The sequence below is a fragment of the Geomonas diazotrophica genome, assembly GCF_018919385.1.
In the GTDB taxonomy this organism is placed as follows: domain Bacteria; phylum Desulfobacterota; class Desulfuromonadia; order Geobacterales; family Geobacteraceae; genus Geomonas; species Geomonas diazotrophica.
On record NZ_JAHLMF010000007.1, the window covers coordinates 75,074 to 91,404 of the forward strand.

Here is a 16,331-nt window from a genome sequence, read left to right on the forward strand (position 1 = left end):
GGTTTACGTGCACGTAAAGCAGGAGCTACCTTAGCAGACTTTTTTCCGGAAATAAAGAGCGGGGTTGATCCTGTATACAAAAAAACCGACCAGGGACAACACCGTTGTTGAATCGCCAGGTTGCCTTCCCGATACCGGTCATTTTGCAAACTGAAATCAGTTGACAGTTAGCTCCACAAAGCGTAAACAACTCACACCAACGTTACGTCCAGTGCCGGAGTTGCTATGAACGACGAAGTGACAACCGGAGGTCTCCAGGCCGAGGTAGCCAGGCTGCAGGCCGAAAACGCCGCTTTGCGCCGGATACTGAAGGAGCATCAGGAGGCCCTGGAGGAGCAGGACCAAGGCGGGCGCTGCTTCCATTGCCTTTACAACGACACGCCCGTGATGCTGCATTCCATCGACCGCAACGGCCTGCTGCTCGGGGTGAGCAACTACTGGACGGAGGTGCTCGGTTATTCCCGCGAGGAGGTGCTCGGGCGCCGCTCCAGCGACTTCCTGACGCCGGAGTCGCGGCGCTACGCCATGGAGACGGTGTTGCCGGAGTTTTTCCGCACCGGCTTTTGCCGCAACATCGACTACCAGTTGGTCAAGAAAAACGGCGAGGTCATCGACGTCCTGTTGAGCGCCGCCGCCGAACGGGACGCAGAGGGGGACATCGTCCGGTCTTTGGCCGTCATGGTCGATGTCACCGAGTGGAAGGCGGCCGAGAAGGCGCTCAAGGAGAGCGAGGCCCGCTACCGGATGATCGTGGAGACCTCGCAGGAGTCCATCGTCGCCGCCGACCGCACCGGCCGCCTCGTCTACCTGAACCGGCAGTTCGCCGAGATGCTGGGATGCGAGGTGCCCGAGCTGCTGGGGCACCCCTTCCTTGAGTTCGTGGACGACGCGCTGCACGACGAGACCGCCGCCCGGCAGCGCAGCCGCGAGAACGGCGTCTCCGAGCACTACGAAACCATCCTGGTGCGCAAGGACGGCACCAGGGTCTGGGTCAGCGTGTCAGCCAAGCCCATCCGCGACGAAAGCGGCGCCTTCGCGGGCTCCTTCGCCATGATCTCCGACGTCACCCGCAGGAAGCTGGCCGCGGAGGAGATCGAGGTGCTCCATACCCATCTCTCCGCGCGGGCGCTCGAACTGGAGACCGCCAACGAGGAGCTCGAGGCTTTCAACTACACCGTCTCCCACGACTTGCGGCGACCCCTTACCGCCATCTACGGCTTCGCCCAGGTGATCCTCGAGCTTTACGGGCCGAACCTCGTGCCGCCGTGCCGTGATTACGTGCAGGAAATCATCAACGGCAGCATCAAGATGAACCACCTCATCGACACCCTGCTCAACTTCTCGCGCCGCTACAGCGTTCCCCTGAACCGCGAGCAGGTGGACGTGAGCGAACTGGCCGGGGAGATCCTTGCCGAGTTGAGGCTCTCCGACCCTCAGCGCCGCGCGGAGTGCGTGGTCCAGCCGGGGGTGCAGGCCGATGCCGACCCCCAACTGCTGCGGGTGGTGCTGGACAACCTCCTGGGCAACGCCTGGAAGTACTCGGCCAAGAAGGAGGAGACCCGGTTGGAGTTCGGCACGGTGCCGCACCAGGGGAAGGAGGCCTTCTTCGTGCGGGACAACGGCGCCGGGTTCGACATGGGCCGCGCCTCGGTCCTGTTCAAGCCGTTCCAGCGCCTGCACGACTCGGACGATTTCAAGGGGACCGGCATCGGCCTGGCGAGCGTGCAGCGCATCATCCAGCGCCACGGCGGCCATATCTGGGCCGAGGCCGAGCCCGGCAGAGGCGCCACTTTTTTCTTCACACTCGGCTAGCCGCCGGCAAACCCAGGGAGGAAGGATGCTGACCAGGCAGGAATCGCAACAGAGGATCTCGAGGCTGCAAGAGGCGCTGCGGGGAAAAGGTATCGACGGCGCCCTGTTCATCCACCCGATCGACGTCTACTATTTTTCCGGCACCCGGCAGAACTCGACCCTCTGGGTTCCCGCCGAGGGTGAGCCGCGCCTTTGGGTGCGCAAGAGCTTCGCCAGGGGGATACAGGAAAGCTGCATCGAAGACACCCGTCCCTTCCCCTCCAGCAAGGAGTTTCCGGCGCAGTTCGAGGAGGGGGTGCGCAGCGTCGGCTTCACCTTCGACGTGGCGCCGGTGCAGCAGTACAACTATTACCTGAAGCTCCTTCCCGGCCGCGACTTCGTCGACGTCTCCGCCATCAACCGGGAGATCAGGTCGGTGAAGTCGCCGTGGGAACTAGAGCAGATCCGCCACTGCGGCGGGCAGTTGGCCGGCGTGTTCCGCGAGGTGCCCGGGTTTTTGAAGCCCGGGATGCGGGAGGTTGACCTCGCGGCCGAGTTCGAGTACCGGCTGAGAAAGGCCGGGGGAGAGGGGTACGTGCGCATGCGCGCCTTCAACCAGGAGCTCTTCCAGGGGCTGGCAGTCTCCTCGGCCAGCGCCGGCGCCACCGGCTTCTTCGACGGTGCGGTCACCGGGCAGGGGATGTCCAGCGCCTCGCCGCACGGGGCCTCCGCCGCCCTCATCCCGGTCAACGCCCCGATCCTCATCGACTACACCGGCGTCTTCAACGGCTACATCATCGACATGACCAGGTTCTTCGTGATCGGCAAGCTCGCGCCCGAACTCGAGCATGCCTTCCGGACGGCGCTGGCCATCCAGGGGTACCTGGCGGAGCATCTCAAACCGGGGGCGATCTGCGAGGAGCTCTTCCTCAAGGCCGCCGAGATGGCCCAGGCGGCGGGGCTTGCCGAGCATTTCATGGGTGCTCCCGGCGAGAACGCGCGTTTCGTCGGCCACGGCGTGGGACTCGAGCTGGACGAGTTCCCCGTTCTGGCACAGGGGTTCAACGTGGCGCTGCAGGCAGGTCAGACCTTGGCCATCGAGCCCAAGTTCGTCTTCCCGGGCAAGGGAGTCATCGGCATAGAAAACACCTTCGCGGTAACCGACGAGGGGGGTGTCAGGCTGAGCGACCTCCCCGACGACCTCGTCTACCTCTAAGGACGGGGACACCCTTCCTCGCCGGGGGAGTGCCCCCAAATTCTCCACAGTGCCGCAGCGAGCGTTTCGCTTCGGTCCGAACAACCCATCGCGGAAAGGTAGTACCGATGCAACTGAACACCATGGAAGATTTCCAGCGGGACATCTCGTACCGCCTGCTGAAGCAACCCGACGGCACGGCGCTGCTCACCGCAACCATGAAGGACCGTTTCCACGACGTGCTCCTCGAGGTGCGGGTCGAGGTCGCCACCATGAAGATCATCTCGGCTGAGGCCGATTTCCGCATGTCGCCCACCCCCGACTGCCGCAACGTCTCCGCGAAGATGGCGGGGCTGAACGGCTTCGTCATCGGCCGCGGCCTGCAGCGCAAGGTTTCCGAGGTGCTCGGCGGCTCCGCCGGGTGCGGCAACATGCGCAACCTGCTCCTGGGCCTCCTCCCGCTGGCCCTGAACCTGGGCGCCGCCGCCGGGATCACCGACGAGGCGGAGATGCTGGACGCGATCCACGAGAAACTGGTCGGCTCCTGCGCCGGCTATGTAGCGCCGCCGCGCAAAAATTGGCAAGCGATGGGAGAGAGCATGAACATGCAATGGCACCACCTTCTCCTGGGCCCCGGCGATATCTCGGCCGGAAAGGCTACCGCGATCCAGGACGCCTTCACCGCGCTCTTCCGCTCGGCCGGCGGTCCCCGTACCATGGCCCTGTTCCGTAAAGACGCGCAGGACGGCGGGCTCGACCTCTACTTCACCCCCGAATCGACCCTGCACGCCTGGCGCCTCATCGAGGAGTGCAAAGCCACCCCCTGCGCGCCTCCCTCCCTGGCCGGGCTGGAACTCCTGGTCGGGCACAACGAGATCACCTACTACCTCACCACCTGAAAGGCGCTATACTGAGACGGTGATTTCACCGACTTACCAGGAGCGACCATGGACGGCGGCACGCTGGGCAAACTGCGCAACTGGGTCGGGCGCCTCTCGCCGGCGACCGTAGCCTGCATCTACATCCTGGCCAGCATCAGCTGGCTTTTGCTGGCCCACCTCATCTTCGGCCTGCTGCTCGCGGGCCATCCCCTACTCAAATACCTCGCCTCCGGCGGCCTCGAACTGCTGGGGGTCTTCACCATGGCGGCCATCATCTACCTCTTGACCGCGAAGATAGAGGCGCGGCACCGGGCGACCGAGCTCAGCATCAGGGAACAGGCGGTACGCGACGGGCTCACCGGTTTGTACAACCGCCAGGCGTTCGATGACTTCCTGGCGCAGTCCATCGTCTTCGCCAAGAGGCGGAGCGAAAGCGTGGCGCTCCTCTTCCTCGACCTGGACCGCTTCAAGCTGATCAACGACCGGCGCGGCCACTTCGTCGGCGACGCCCTGCTCGCCGAGACCGGGCGCCGCCTGACGCGCTGCGCCATGCGCGGGGAGGACATCGTGGCGCGGGTGGGAGGGGACGAGTTCGCCATGCTGCTGCACCATCCCGAGATGCCCGAGGGACCCGCGGTGATGGCCCGGCGCGTGCTGGACGCGCTCTCGGAGCCGGTGCAGGTGGAGGGGGAGACCCTGAGGACCAGCGCCAGCATCGGCATCGCCCTCTTTCCCTCCGACGCGGACGATCCCATGCAGCTTTTCAAGATGGCGGATTTGGCCCTCGGGCAGGCCAAGCAGCAGGGGCGTTCCACCTTCTGCCTGTACGGCGGCGAGTGGCGCGAGGAGCACGACCACAGGATCCAGCTCGAGCACGGTCTTCTGCGCGCCATCAACCGCGACGAGCTGTTCCTGGTCTACCAGCCCAAGCTCGATACCGCCACCATGCGCGTGGTCGGGGTCGAGGCGCTGGTGCGCTGGCGCCACCCTCACCTGGGGGAGCTGGGGCCGGGGAGTTTCGTGCCGCTGGCCGAGAAGGGGGGGCTCATCTGGCCCCTCACCGAGTGGGTGCTCAGGGAGGCGTGCCGGCAGGCGGCGCTCTGGTACCGCGACGAGGCGCTGGACCTGAACGTGGCGGTAAACATGTCCCCGACGGTCTTCGCGCACGAGGGACTGGAGCAGGCCATCGAGGCGGCGCTGCACGACAGCGGCCTCCCCCCGGACCGGCTCACCCTGGAGATCACCGAGCAGTCGCTGATGATCTACGAAAGCGAGGCGGTAGGGGTCCTGGAGCGGCTGCAGCGCATGGGCGTCAACGTCCAGATCGACGATTTCGGTACCGGCTACTCCTCGCTCTCCTCGCTCAAGCACTACCATTTCCAGGCACTGAAGATCGACAAGTCCTTCGTGAACGACGTGGTCACCTCCTCCGAGGACGCCGCCATCGCCACCACCATCATGTTCATGTCCAAGTGCCTGGACATGGAGGCGATCGCCGAAGGCGTCGAGAACGAGGCGCAGAAGGATTTCCTCACCTCGATCGACTGCCGTCTCATGCAGGGCTTCTACTTCGCCCGTCCCATGCTCCCCTCCGAGATGTCCCGCTTCATCTCCAGGCTCACGCCCGCCAAGCGCGAGCAGTAGAGCGTTTCCGGCCGCCTTGAAATGACCCGCCGCTCCGGTATAATGTGAAAGTTTTTTAACGATGATCATTAAAGGAGATTGCCATGGCAGACAGGCAGAAGACCATAGGCGTCCTGACCGGCGGCGGCGACGTGCCGGGGCTAAACCCCGCCCTGAAGACCCTGGTCGCGCGCGCCTCCGAAAGCGGGTACCGGGTGGTCGGCGTCCGGCGCGGCTGGGGAGGGCTTTTGGGCTACAACCGGGACGATCCGGAGAGCTGGGAGAAGGCCGTGATGCCGCTGGACCGCCACGCGGTACGCACCGTGGACCGCTCCGGGGGGACCTTCCTGCACACCAGCCGCACCAACCCGGGCAAGGTCGCAGCCGGCGACGTCCCCGTCTTCCTGCGCGGCGCCGACTGCGACCCAGCGGTCTCGGGGACTCACGACTTCACCCAGCACATCCTCGCCAACCTGGAGCACCTGGGCATCGACGTGCTGATACCGATCGGGGGAGACGACACCCTGAGCTACGCCGAACGCCTGAACCGCGAGGGGGTCCCCATCGTCGCCATCCCGAAGACCATGGACAACGACGTCTTCGGCACCGACTACTGCATCGGCTTCTCCACTGCGGTCACCAGGAGCGTCAACTTCATCCACAACCTGCGCACCAGCGCCGGGTCTCACGAGCGCATCGCGGTGGTGGAGCTCTTCGGCCGCAACTCCGGGGAGACCTCGCTCATCTCGGCCTACCTGGCCGGGGTGGACCGTGCGCTCATCTCCGAGGTCCCCTTCGACGTCGAGAAGCTCTCCCTGCTGCTGCAAGAAGACAAGAAGGGGAACCGCAGCAACTACGCCATGGTGACCGTATCGGAAGGGGCGTCCATGGTGGGGGGGCAGATCGTGGAGTACGGCCAGGAGGATGCCTACGGCCACAAGAAGCTTGGGGGGATCGGCGTGGTGGTGAGCGAGGCGGTGAAGCGGCTGACCGGCTCCCACATCATCTACCAGCAGCTCTCCTATCTCATGCGCAGCGGCGCACCCGACTCGCTGGACCTCATGGTCGCCTACAACTACGCCAACATGACCATGGACCTGATCAGCGAGGGGATGTCCGGGCGCATGGTGGCCATGCAGGGAGGGACCTACCGGCACATCCCGATCAGCACCATCATGCAGGGGGAGAAAAGGGTGGACGTGGCCGAGCTCTACGATTCCGTCGAATACCGTCCGAGGGTGCGGCACGTGCTGGGCAAGCCGATGTTCCTTTACTGAAGGCGGTGGCGCCATGATCGAGATCGACGGGAGCATGGGGGAGGGGGGAGGGCAGGTGCTGCGCAGCGCCTTGAGCCTCTCCTGCCTCACCGGGCAGGGGTTCCACATCTACAACATCAGGAAGAACCGGTCCAAGTCGGGGCTGATGCGGCAGCACCTGATGGCGGTGCAGGCCGCATCGCGCATCGCGGCGGCCAACGTGGTAGGGGACCGGCTCGGTTCGCCGGAGCTGAGCTTCCTTCCCGACAGCATCACCCCGGGAGAATACAGCTTCGATATCGGCACGGCCGGCTCGGCCACCCTGGTGCTCCAGACCGTGATCCCCCCCCTGCTTGCCGCCCGCAAGGCAAGCCGCGTCACGGTGACCGGCGGCACCCATGTCCCCTTCAGTCCTTCCTGGAACTACTTCGAGGAGATCTTCTGGCCCAGCATCGTCCGCCTGGGGGTGCGCGGCGAAACCGTCGCCCACTCCTTCGGCTTCTATCCCAAGGGGGGAGGGAGGATCGGCTGCCTCGTGGAGCCGGCCGAAGTCCTCGCCCCCTGCCTGGTCCGGGAAAGGGGAAGGCTCACACGGCTGCGCATCGTATCAGCCGTCGGCAACCTCCCCAGGCACATAGCCGAACGGCAGCTCCAGGCGGCCCTCGCCGGTCTCAAGGGGAGGTTGGAGCGCGGCTTGCCGATGGAGATGGAGACGCGGGAGGTGAGTATCCTCGGGCAGGGCACCTTCATATTCATCAAGGGGGAGTACGAGCATGCCGTGGCGGGTTTCACCGGCCTGGGGGAGAGGGGAAAGCCCGCCGAAGCGGTCGGCGCCGAGGCCGCGAGCGAGTTTCTTGAGCACCACGAAAGCGGCGAGCCGATCGACCCGCACCTCGCCGACCAGTTGGTGCTCTACCTCGTGCGCGGCACGGGAAGCTCGTTCTTTCGCACCTCGCGCGTCACCAGGCACCTAGCCACAAACCTGCTGGTGGCGGGGCGCTTCCTGAAGCTCTCCTGCCACCTGGAGGGAAGGGAAGGGGGGCCGGGGGGGGTGACGATCACCCCGCATCGTTGAAATAGAAAAGGCGGCCGCTAAGGCCGCCTTTCTTGTTGTCGGAAATCCCGAGCCGCTAGTACCTTTCGAAACCCGCCTGCAGCAGGCTCTCCTCGCTCCCGTCCAGGTTTATCTGGATGCCGGGGTAGCCCGCGGCCGGGCCACCGGCCCGGGTCAGCTTCTGGTGTCCGATCTTGTTGGCAGTGGGGGCCCCCTTCGCAGGCTGCCTCCGCTCGACGGCAGCCGCACCGACCTTGAAGAAGGCGATGGTCCCCTGCAGCTGCTCGGCCTGGGAGGCGAGCTCTTCGGCCGTGGACGCCATCTCCTCGGAAGCGCCGGCGTTTTGCTGGATCACCTGGTCCAGCTGCTGGATGGCGCGGTTGATCTGCTCCGCGCCGGTGTCCTGCTCCTTGCATGCCGCGGATATCTCCTGCACCAGCTCGGCCGTCCTGTGGATGTCGGGGACCAGCATCTGCAGCAGGTTCCCGGCGTGCTCCGCCACCTCCACGGAGGTCAGGGAAAGATCCCCGATCTCGCCGGCCGCCTTCTGGCTCCTCTCGGCGAGCTTTCTCACCTCCGAGGCGACCACGGCGAACCCTTTGCCGTGTTCCCCCGCCCGCGCCGCCTCGATGGCCGCGTTCAGGGCCAAAAGGTTGGTCTGGCGCGCGATCTCTTCGATGATCGAGGTCTTGGAGGCGATCTCCTTCATGGCCGCCACCGTCCTTGCGACCGCCTCGCCGCTTTCGCTGGCGTCGGTGGCGGATTTCACCGCGATCTTCTCGGTCTGCAGCGAGTTGTCCGCGTTTTGCCGGATGTTCGAGGTCATCTGCTCCATCGAGGAGCTGGCCTCCTCGGCCGAGGCCGCCTGTTCGCTCGCCCCCTGCGACATCTCCTCCGAGGTGGAGCTGAGCGCCTGGCTTCCTGATGTGACGTTGTCGGCTGCGTTCTTCACGTCGGTGACCACGCGGGTCAGGTTCTGCACCATGGTGGCGAGCGCCTGCATCAGTCCGTCGTTTTCCGAGCGCTGCTTCACCTCGAGGAGCAGGTTTCCTTCCGCGATCTCCCTGGCGAGTCTCGTGGCATCGTTGTTGGCATCGATCAGGAGGTTCAGGCTGTTGATGATGTCGTTGAAGTCGCCGTAGTAGGTGTCGGTTATCCTGTCCGGGATGTCACCCTTGGAGATGCGGGAGAGATAGCGCGAGGTGACGTCGATCGGCTGCACGAACGCCTCGATCAGCCGGTTCTGGCCGGTGAGGAGCTCGCCCCAGGCCCCCTGGAAGGCCGCGGCGTCGCCGCGCACGCTGAGCTTGCCCTCCCTGACAGCCTTGATCAGCTCGTTCATATCCGCGCTCAACGTCCCGATGGTGGCGATCATGGTCGAGAGGTTCTTGCCCATCAGGTCGCGCTCCGACTTCGGGGTCACCTGGACCGAGAGGTCGCCGTGGGCGACCCGTTCGGCGGCGAGCGAGGCCTCCTTGATGTTGTCGGCCATGTTCTTGAAGGAGCGGGCCAGCATGGCGATCTCGTCGTTACCCTCGGTGTCGATCTCGACGTCGACGTCTCCGAGCGCGAGCTTGTCCGCGCAGCGGGAGAGGGCCCGTACCGGGCGGCTGATGCTGCGGGTGATGCAAAAGCCGATCAGCGCGCCGATGGCGATGGCCAGAAAAGCCAGGGAAACTGCGATGATGCGGGACCGGGAGGAGACCTGGGCGGCGCTCAGGTAGCGTTCCTCGATCCCCTGTTCCTGGTATTGAACCAGCTCGTTGAAGGCCGGAGCGATCAAGGCAAGCAGGGGCGCCGCCTCCTTCTCGAAGACGGCCGAGGCGTGCGCGCTGTTACCGGCGAGGGCGAGTTCGAGCACCTGGTTGTTGGCCTTGCGGGCGTTGTCCAGGGTCTGCTTCGCTTTGGCGATGAGTTCCTTCCCCTGCCCGGTGGTCTCCAGCTTTTCGAGCTTCTCCATGGACGCCTTGTACTGCTGGCGCGCCTGGTCGATCTTCTTGTTGTCCTCGCGACGTGCCGCCGCGTCGGTTTCCAGGAGCATGCTCTGGACGCTGGAAACGATAGCCGTGACGCTCTTGGCCGCATCGTTGGCCAGCTTGATCTTGGCGTACTCCTTCTTGACGATGGTTTCCAGGCCGGAATCCATTTTCAGCATGCCGACGACGCTTATGGCCCCGATGACAAGGAGCAGTAACAGGATCACACCGAAACCAACGCTTAGCCGTGCACCGATCTTCATGTCCTGAATCTTCATCTTTCCCCCCTGTGTCACTCTTCGTTTTCCGGACGGCGGCAACCGCCCGCAAGTGTTTTGCCTGGTAAAACTAGGCCTGCAGACTCTGGAAAAAGCGGCGTCGTTGTAAGGTACCATCATCCCCTATCGGCAATGCCTTCAACGACTTAAGTGTATACAAGAAAAAAAGTAGGGTATCTTGCGGTGGTGGGGGGCGGCGTTGTTATATTCCGGGAGGAGACTGTTCGGCTGGTAACGGCGGTGTCTCAAAGAAAAAGGGGGCGGCGCGCGGAGGTGAGCTTTTTGGACGGCGGGAGTGGCTGATCAACCGGCCGACCGCAGCAAGGCGGCCACCTGGTCGATCAGGGGGAGCTGGCCGGGGAGGATCTTTTCCCGGGCCTCGTCGATGCCGAACCAGCAGGCGCGATCGACCTCGGGGAACTCGGTCTGCCTGCCGGAGCGCGGCGGCCATTCCATGGTGAAGGTGTTGCTGACGAGGTGCGCGGGGTCGAAGTCGCCGCTAAAGGCCCATGCCCGCACCAGCTTTCCCCCGGGCTGCCTGATCCGGTCCAGCTCGATGAAGCTGCCGCTCGGCTCGTGCCCGGTTTCCTCGCGGAACTCCCGCCGGGCAGCCTGCAAGGGATCCTCCCCCTCCAGGTATTCCCCCTTGGGAATCGACCATGCCCCCAGGTCCTTCCGGGCCCAAAACGGCCCCCCCGGGTGCACCAGGAGGAGCTCCGGCGCGCCGTTTCTCACGCGGTACATGATCAGCCCGGCGCTCCGCCTCGGCATCGGGCTAAAGCGCCTGGCCGCGCGGCAGCTGCCACCCCTTCATGATGGCGGTGCAGCGGATGGTGATGACGGTGAGTGCGGAGACGGTGAGGTTCACCTGGGAGGGGAGCGTGGTCTGGTGCAGGAAATAGAAGAGGGCGCCCCCGACCACGCAGGCCGAGGCGTAGATCTCGCGCTGCAGGATGAGCGGGATCTCGTTGCTCAAAAGGTCGCGCACCAGCCCGCCGCAGGTGGCGGTCATCACCCCCATGATGATGGCGCCCATGAGCCCCAGGTTGAACTGGAGCGCCTTGGAGGTCCCGATCACCAGGAAGGTCCCGAGACCCAGGGCGTCCAGAAGGAGCATGGCGCGGTTCATCCGCTCGAAGCTCCTGGGGGTGAGAAAGACCGCTATCGACGCGGCGACGGCCAGGTAGAGGTAGAGCTCGTTCTTGAAGCAAAAGGGGGGGGTGTCGTTCAAAAGTACGTCGCGGATGACGCCGCCGCCGGTGGCGGTGACGATGCCGAGCACGATGATCCCCAGGAGGTCCATGCCGCGGCGCACGCCCGCGAGCGCCCCCGAGGCGGCGAAAGCGACGGTGCCCAAAAGGTCGAGGGCGTAGATGATGGCTTGCTGGTCCATGAAAAGATCGATTCCTCTGCCGGCGGGATCGGGAGCGCCGGTCTACTCCTCGAATTCCTCGTGGTGCTCCCCCGGAGCCCGGTAATCCTCGACATCGTGCCAGAAACGCTGCTGCAGCTCCTTCAAGAGCGGTTCGAGGCTCTTTCTGTCCGAGGCGCTGATGGTGATGGCGCCGTACTTGCGGGTAAGCTGCCGCACCTTCATGAAGGCGAGGGGGTCCCCCTTCTTCAGGTCGGGGAGCAGGTCCATCTTGTTGAACACGAGGAGGGTCGGCTTCTGGGAGAGCTCCAGTTCCGCCAGGATGGCGTTCACCTGGCTGATCTGTTCCTCGACGCGCGGGTTGCTGCAGTCGACCAGGTGGACCAGGAGGTCGGCATCCTTGAGCTCCTCCAGGGTGGCCTTGAAGGCGCCCATCAGGGACTTCGGGAGGCTGCGGATGAAGCCGACCGTGTCGGTGATGATCACCTCCCGGTCCATCGGGAAGCGCAGCCGCCGGGACGACGTGTCCAGCGTGGCGAAGAGGAGGTCCTCGGTGAACACCTCGCTCTTGGTCATGGTGTTCAGGAGGGTGGACTTGCCGGCGTTGGTGTACCCCACGATGGAGATGATGGGGATCCCCGCCTTCACGCGCTTCTGGCGGCGCTGGTAGCGGCCGTTGGAGAGCTCCTTCAGCTCCCGCTCCAGGTGCGCGATCCGGTCGCGGATGCGGCGGCGGTCGATCTCCAGCTTGGTCTCGCCGGGGCCGCGCCCGCCGATTCCCCCCATGAGCCGCGACATCTGCACGCCGCGCCCGGAGAGCCGGGGCATCAGGTACTTTAACTGGGCCAGCTCCACCTGGACCTTGCCGTCCTGGGTGGTGGCGCGCCGGGCGAAGATGTCCAGGATCAGCTGGCTGCGGTCGATGACCTTCAGCTCGGTCAGCTCGGATATGGAGCGCACCTGGGCCGGGGAGAGCTCCTGGTCGAAGACGAGCATGGTGGCCCCGTACTGCAGCGCCTTGATCACCACCTCCCGGATCTTTCCCTCCCCCAACAGGTAGCGCGGGTTGAACTCCTTGGGGCGCTGGATCACGGTGTCGAGCACGCCGACCCCGGCGGTGCGGGCCAGCTCCTTCAGCTCCTCGATGGAATCGACCGCCTCCTCCATGGGACGCTGGGTCACCGAGATCAGGATGCCGCGCTCCTGGCCGCTGGCGACCACCTTCCCTTCCTTGAGGCCGCGCTCCATGGTCTGTTCCAGGGTTTCCACGAACCCCTTGAAGTCGAGGTCGTATTTCTGGAAGGGGACCGAGGGCTCCACGTGGTAGGGGAGGGGACCGCCGTCGGGCGGGATGAGCGCCGCGGTCTGGATCGAGAAGCGGTCCGGGTTCTGGGTGAGCTGCAGGGCGGCGATGAGGTCCAGGCGCAAAAGCGAGAGGTCGGTCAGGTCGTCGTCCGAGAGGACCTCTCCCTTCAGGTGGGTGTGCACCAGGCGCACGCCGCGCAAAAGCCTCTTCCCGAGCGGGTACTCCTCCAGGGGGGGGATCATGATGCCGCGCTCATCCCCCACCACCACGTAGGCGATCTCGCCGATGCGGCTCACCAGGACGCCGAGCTGGCGCCTGATCTCCAGCGAGATGTCAGCCAGTTCCCGGGCCAGTTCCAGGGAAACCACCTCACCCGGTTTCACCCGGCGGCGGTGCAGCCTCTCAAGCCTCTTTACCTGGCTCGGTTTCAGTCCTGTCAGGTTACCGTGCAGTCCTTTGATGGCGCGCCTCCGCTACAGCCCGATGATGTTGTAGCCGCAGTCTACGAAGTGGATCTCGCCCGTCACGCCGCTTGCGAGCGGGCTGGCGAGGTAGAGGGCGGCGTTGCCGACCTCCTCCTGCGAGATGTTGCGCCGCAGCGGCGCCTTCTCGGCCACGTGCCCGGCGATCTGGCCGAAGCCCCCGATGCCGGCGGAAGCAAGGGTCCTAAGCGGACCCGCCGAGATGGCGTTCACCCTGGTACCTTCCGGTCCCATCGCCTCGGCCAGGTAGCGCACGCTTGCCTCCAGCGCCGCCTTGGCGACGCCCATGACGTTGTAGTTTGGGAACACCTTCTGGGCCCCGTAGTAGGTCATGGCGATCACGCTGCCGTCGCGCCCCTGCATGAGCGGTGCCGCCTCCCGCGCCATGGCGATCAGGGAATAGGCGCTGATGTCGAGCGCCGTGGCGAACCCCTCGCGGGTGGTGTTCAGGAAGGAGCCCTTGAGCTCATCCTTGTTGGCGAAGGCGACCGAGTGCACCAGGATGTCCAGCCCCCCCCACGCCTCGCGCACCTGGTCGAACAGGCGCGCGATCTCCTCGTCGCTTCTCACGTCGCAGGGGAGCACCAGTTTGGAGCCGATGCTCTCCGCAAGCGGCATCACCCTCTTGGCGACCGCCTCGCCCGCGTAGGCGAGGGCCACCTCGGCCCCCTCGCGGTGGAATGCCTCGGCGGTGGCCCAGGCGATACTTTTATCGTTAGCTACACCGAAAATAAGTGCTTTTTTCCCTTCCAGTAAACCCATGAACTCTCCTTGCTGTCGACTGCGGCAGATTAAGCTTCTCTAGTCTGCCGCTTGACACATAGCGGCACATGATAATGAAAAAAGCCGGTGTTGGCAAGGGATATGACAGGTTTTTAAGGAAGTTCGAAGGGGGAGACACCCTCCCCCGGTGAGGGGGAGGATCGGTGAAGAAGGGAGTCGTCGTCCGGGGCGAGAGCTACAGCGGCGGGTCGAGCGGGCGCTGCTCCTCGACGTTGCGATAATCCTGCAGGATTCGCTCGATGTTCTTCAGGCGCTGGTCCATCTCCTCCAGCATCGCAGCGGAGCGGTCCACCCGTCCCTTGATGTTGAAGATCACGAAGGGGAGGATGAACCAGATCACCACCAGGAAGAAGCCGATGATGCTCATCATCATCATGAACCCGCCGAAGATTTCCATAACGCCCCCGTCTAGGAAGGTCTGGTGCTGCATTGCGACTGCTCCAAGGCTCTCGCCAACTGGTCGGGACAGGAGGTGTCACCCTGGCAGGCGATCCCCTTGAGGCGTTTGATGGCCTCGGTCACCTCCATGCCGCGCACCAGGGCGGCGACCGCCTGGGTGTTCCCGGCACAACCGTCCACGAACCTGGTGGCGACGATGACGCCGTCCTCGATCTCTATCTCGATCCGGGAGGCGCAGCTCCCGGATGTGTTGTAGCTCACCTTCATCTTGTTGCCTCTCCTTTTGCAGCTCGTAAAGTATATGCGCCCAGACCCCCCGCGCCAGCGTCCGGTTCACGCATGACGGCGGCGCCGCGAAATCTTTCGCACCGGGCCATATACCCTGAAGTCGAGGGAAAAGTCAATCTGAGAGAAGCGCCTGAGCCATGGTGAGCCGCTCCGGCCCCGGGAAGGACTGCAGGTACAGCGCGTTGACCGTGGCCAGCATCATGTTCAGCCGCTCCAGGTCCATGACGGCGCTGCCGGGGATGCTGGGGAGCCCCTGGAAGTTTTCGGGGCAGAAGTCGACCGACCTTTCCCCCTCGCGCAAGAGCAGAAGCGGAAGGCCGTGGGTGCGGCAGATGATCGGCCGGGCCTGGTAGAGCAGGCAGAGCCCGTCATGGAGCAGCGGGCAGGGGGAGCCTTCCCGTGTCTCCCGGGCCTTGGCGCGGACCAGTTCGGCCTGCTCGGCAGGGAGCTCTCGCAGCGCTTTCCTGAGCGCGGCGGCTTCCACGGCGAAGATGGAGAGATGGCGGCAGCAGGCGTCGCAGCCTGCGCGGCAGGTGATGTATGCGCTGAAGGTTTCCGAGGTGCGCCGGCAGATCTCGTCGACGCGGGAGAGCAGGGCGAGGTAGTTTTCCAATCCGGTCATGCTTGCTCGGGGCCGCGCAGGGTCTTGCTGAACTCTTCCATGAGCTGCTTGTTCAGGTAGAAATATGGTTTCTCGATGGTGCCGCTGAAGCCGAAGCTCTGGTAGTTCATCATGACCGGGTCGTCGGTGCGGCCGCTGGACACGTACCCCCTGGCGCCGGGATCTATCTCGAGCAGACGCTGCATCGCCTCCTGCCCTCCCATCCCCCCGGGGATGTTCAAATCCAGGATCACGGCGGCAAAGGCGTCGCCCGCTTGGTGCCGCTCGCGGTAGATCTCCACGGCCTGGGCGCCGTCGTTGGCGAACTCGACCTCGAAACCGTAGCGCTTCAAGGTTTCCCCCGCTACGAACCGGACCATCTCGTCGTCGTCCATGACCAGTACTTTGGCCGGCCGCTGGTTCTCATTTCCCATAACAAGTTACCCTAGTTACACGGTTGTTAAGCTGCTTTGGACGTGCTATTAATCTATAGCCGGTATGTCCGTGCCTGGCAAGTGACTTTTTTACTAGCGAAATCAAATCTGTTCAAGGAGAACTGCAATGGCCAAGGTGAAGTCGCCGGTCACGGCTGCCGTCCGGGTACTGCGGCAGGCGGGGGTTGCCTTCGGCGAGCACCCCTACCAATACGAGGAGAAGGGGGGGACCGCCGTGTCGGCGCGCGAGCTTGGCGTCGACGAGCACAGCGTGATCAAGACCCTCGTCATGGAGGACGAGACCAAGGCGCCGCTCGTGGTGCTGATGCACGGCGACCTCCAGGTATCCACCAAGGAACTGGCGCGCGCCATCGGCGTCAAGAGCGTCGCCCCCTGCACCCCCGACACCGCCAACCGCCACTCCGGCTACATGGTGGGGGGGACCTCCCCCTTCGGCACCAGGAAGCCGATGCCGGTCTACATCGAAGAGAGCATCCTCGACCTGCCGCTCGTCTACATAAACGGCGGCAGCCGCGGCTTCCTGGTCTCCCTCCCTCCCTCCGAGCTGCAGCGGGTGCTGAAGCCGGTCCCGGTCAAGGTGGGGATCTAGGC

The 16,331-nt window shown here is 64.7% G+C and carries 16 protein-coding genes; 7 read left to right on the forward strand and 9 right to left on the reverse strand.

Translation table 11 applies throughout. From position 1 onward, the window contains the following. Positions 1 to 225: 225 nt before the first annotated feature. The 6 genes from KOM00_RS09195 (at position 226) to rtcA (ending at position 7,821) form a co-directional block, all read left to right on the forward strand. Positions 226 to 1,812 carry a PAS domain S-box protein gene (locus tag KOM00_RS09195; RefSeq protein WP_216498627.1) on the forward strand — a complete coding sequence of 529 codons (1,587 nt, stop codon included), beginning with the start codon at positions 226 to 228 and terminating at the stop codon, positions 1,810 to 1,812. A gap of 25 nt (positions 1,813 to 1,837) precedes the next feature. Further along, a complete protein-coding gene (locus KOM00_RS09200; protein ID WP_216498628.1) occupies positions 1,838 to 3,007 on the forward strand; it encodes a M24 family metallopeptidase in 1,170 nt (389 codons plus the stop codon). A 107-nt stretch (positions 3,008 to 3,114) separates the two neighbouring features. Beyond that, positions 3,115 to 3,885, forward strand: coding sequence for a DUF2889 domain-containing protein (locus KOM00_RS20650; protein ID WP_236026852.1), 771 nt, complete (start codon positions 3,115 to 3,117; stop codon positions 3,883 to 3,885). Between the two features lie 48 nt (positions 3,886 to 3,933). Then, positions 3,934 to 5,511, forward strand: coding sequence for a putative bifunctional diguanylate cyclase/phosphodiesterase (locus tag KOM00_RS09215; protein WP_216498629.1), 1,578 nt, complete (start codon positions 3,934 to 3,936; stop codon positions 5,509 to 5,511). Positions 5,512 to 5,594: 83 nt separating this feature from the next. Beyond that, on the forward strand, positions 5,595 to 6,767 hold the full coding sequence (locus KOM00_RS09220; protein WP_216498630.1) for a 6-phosphofructokinase: 1,173 nt from the start codon (positions 5,595 to 5,597) through the stop codon (positions 6,765 to 6,767). A gap of 13 nt (positions 6,768 to 6,780) precedes the next feature. After that, positions 6,781 to 7,821, forward strand: coding sequence for an RNA 3'-terminal phosphate cyclase (rtcA, locus tag KOM00_RS09225; protein WP_216498631.1), 1,041 nt, complete (start codon positions 6,781 to 6,783; stop codon positions 7,819 to 7,821). A 55-nt stretch (positions 7,822 to 7,876) separates the two neighbouring features. On the opposite strand, the gene KOM00_RS09230 is transcribed toward rtcA, so the two are convergent. The 9 genes from KOM00_RS09230 to KOM00_RS09270 form a co-directional block, all read right to left on the reverse strand. Beyond that, entirely contained in the window at positions 7,877 to 10,054 is a 2,178-nt protein-coding gene (locus KOM00_RS09230; protein WP_216498632.1) for a methyl-accepting chemotaxis protein, read from the reverse strand. A 303-nt stretch (positions 10,055 to 10,357) separates the two neighbouring features. Continuing rightward, a complete protein-coding gene (locus KOM00_RS09235) occupies positions 10,358 to 10,825 on the reverse strand; it encodes an NUDIX domain-containing protein (protein ID WP_216498633.1) in 468 nt (155 codons plus the stop codon). 4 nt (positions 10,826 to 10,829) lie between these two features. After that, the gene (locus KOM00_RS09240) at positions 10,830 to 11,447 is read right to left on the reverse strand and encodes a trimeric intracellular cation channel family protein (RefSeq protein ID WP_216498634.1); all 618 of its coding nucleotides are present in this window, start codon (positions 11,445 to 11,447) and stop codon (positions 10,830 to 10,832) included. A gap of 42 nt (positions 11,448 to 11,489) precedes the next feature. Beyond that, positions 11,490 to 13,163 carry a GTPase HflX gene (hflX, locus tag KOM00_RS09245; RefSeq protein ID WP_216498764.1) on the reverse strand — a complete coding sequence of 558 codons (1,674 nt, stop codon included), beginning with the start codon at positions 13,161 to 13,163 and terminating at the stop codon, positions 11,490 to 11,492. A 42-nt stretch (positions 13,164 to 13,205) separates the two neighbouring features. Beyond that, on the reverse strand, positions 13,206 to 13,976 hold the full coding sequence (locus KOM00_RS09250; RefSeq protein ID WP_216498635.1) for an enoyl-ACP reductase FabI: 771 nt from the start codon (positions 13,974 to 13,976) through the stop codon (positions 13,206 to 13,208). A gap of 196 nt (positions 13,977 to 14,172) precedes the next feature. After that, positions 14,173 to 14,394, reverse strand: a complete 222-nt coding sequence (locus KOM00_RS09255) for a hypothetical protein (RefSeq protein ID WP_216498636.1) — start codon at positions 14,392 to 14,394, stop codon at positions 14,173 to 14,175. 11 nt (positions 14,395 to 14,405) lie between these two features. After that, positions 14,406 to 14,663: a TIGR03905 family TSCPD domain-containing protein gene (locus KOM00_RS09260; RefSeq protein ID WP_216498637.1), complete on the reverse strand. Its 258-nt coding sequence runs from the start codon at positions 14,661 to 14,663 to the stop codon at positions 14,406 to 14,408. Between the two features lie 133 nt (positions 14,664 to 14,796). Further along, a complete protein-coding gene (locus KOM00_RS09265) occupies positions 14,797 to 15,306 on the reverse strand; it encodes a YkgJ family cysteine cluster protein (protein ID WP_216498638.1) in 510 nt (169 codons plus the stop codon). Continuing rightward, on the reverse strand, positions 15,303 to 15,719 hold the full coding sequence (locus KOM00_RS09270; protein WP_216498639.1) for a response regulator: 417 nt from the start codon (positions 15,717 to 15,719) through the stop codon (positions 15,303 to 15,305). The genes KOM00_RS09265 and KOM00_RS09270 overlap by 4 nt, the downstream gene beginning before the upstream one ends. A 127-nt stretch (positions 15,720 to 15,846) precedes the next feature. Here KOM00_RS09270 and ybaK point away from each other — a divergent pair, with 127 nt between their 5' ends. Then, complete coding sequence (gene ybaK, locus KOM00_RS09275; RefSeq protein ID WP_216498640.1) at positions 15,847 to 16,329, forward strand: Cys-tRNA(Pro) deacylase; 483 nt, start codon at positions 15,847 to 15,849, stop codon at positions 16,327 to 16,329. Positions 16,330 to 16,331 lie beyond the last annotated feature (2 nt).